At 54.9% G+C, this 1,072-nt stretch carries 1 protein-coding gene; it reads right to left on the bottom strand.

The window, feature by feature from the left end; genetic code table 11:
• Window positions 1-13: 13 nt before the first annotated feature.
• Window positions 14-1,028 (bottom strand): IS630 family transposase gene (locus tag E5Z01_RS20445; protein WP_420810867.1). Its coding sequence is split into 2 segments (ribosomal slippage): window positions 14-556 and window positions 558-1,028, totalling 1,014 coding nucleotides; the frame shifts between segments, so codons are not numbered across the junction.
• Between the last annotated feature and the right edge of the window lie 44 nt (window positions 1,029-1,072).

Below are 1,072 nucleotides of genomic sequence, written 5' to 3' on the forward strand. Positions count from 1 at the left end.
TATTGATAACGGGCTAAGTCGGTGTCACCTCAAATTGGATGCCCAGTATTTTCGCAGGGAGTTGGCGATAGCGAATTTTCGGCCAGACCTTGCCTAGATATGCCTTGAGTTGCTCCAGGGTCTGCGGACAGAAATTGGCTAAGTGATGCCGTTTCACATACGCCCAGACGAGTTCAATCGGGTTCAGTTCAGGACTGTAGGGTGGTAGATACGTGAGCGTCAGGCGGTCATGCTCTGCGACGAAGGCCGAAACGGCCTTCGCCTTATGAATGCTGGCGTTATCGACCACCACAGTGATTTTTCCCTGAATATGACGCAGCAGGTGGGTCAGGAACGCCATGAAGCCACTCGCAGTTACCGCGCCCTCGTGGATCTGTTGGAAAAATTGACCCTGGGAGGTGATTCCCCCGATCACCGAAAGTTTCTTCCAGTTCGTTTTGGCAAAAATCTCCGGGGTCTGTCCTCGCGTGGCCCAGGTAGAACCGACCACTGGTTTCATACTGATGCCAACTTCATCAGCCCAGACGACCGTTTCACCGTCCTCTATCTTTTTTTTCCAGGGCTGGAAGCTCTGCTTCCAGCCACTTCTCGACTTGCTCAGCGTTCTGTTCCAGCGGGCGTTTTTCCGCCTTTTGCCATGAAAAACCCCAGCGCACCAGGAGTTTCCCTACCCAGTCACGGTCATACCACACGCCATACTTGACGCCGATCAGGTCACGGATCCGCGCCGTCGTCCAACGACCCTCCGGGAACTGTTGTGGGTCTGGGCCAGCCTGAATGAGGTCGATCAGTTCAGCGATTTGAGCGTCCGTCAGGAATGACGGACGCCCAGTGGAACGGGTCGCTTCCAGAGATTCCCCTTTCTGGAGGCGTTGTCTCCAGCTCCGAATGGCGGTAGGTGCGACACCAAAACGTTGGGCCAGTACGGTAGAGGACAACGTCATATCGCTCAGGAAGGGCAATGCCGCCAGACGGCGCTCCTCCATCTGCTGTCGAGTCAGGAGCTTGGGTCGCCAAACTTCAACCATAGCCAGAGTCTATATCTCGCCATGAACTTACCGCGTTATCAATA

It is taken from the genome of Deinococcus fonticola (assembly GCF_004634215.1).
GTDB classification, from domain to species: Bacteria; Deinococcota; Deinococci; order Deinococcales; family Deinococcaceae; genus Deinococcus; species Deinococcus fonticola.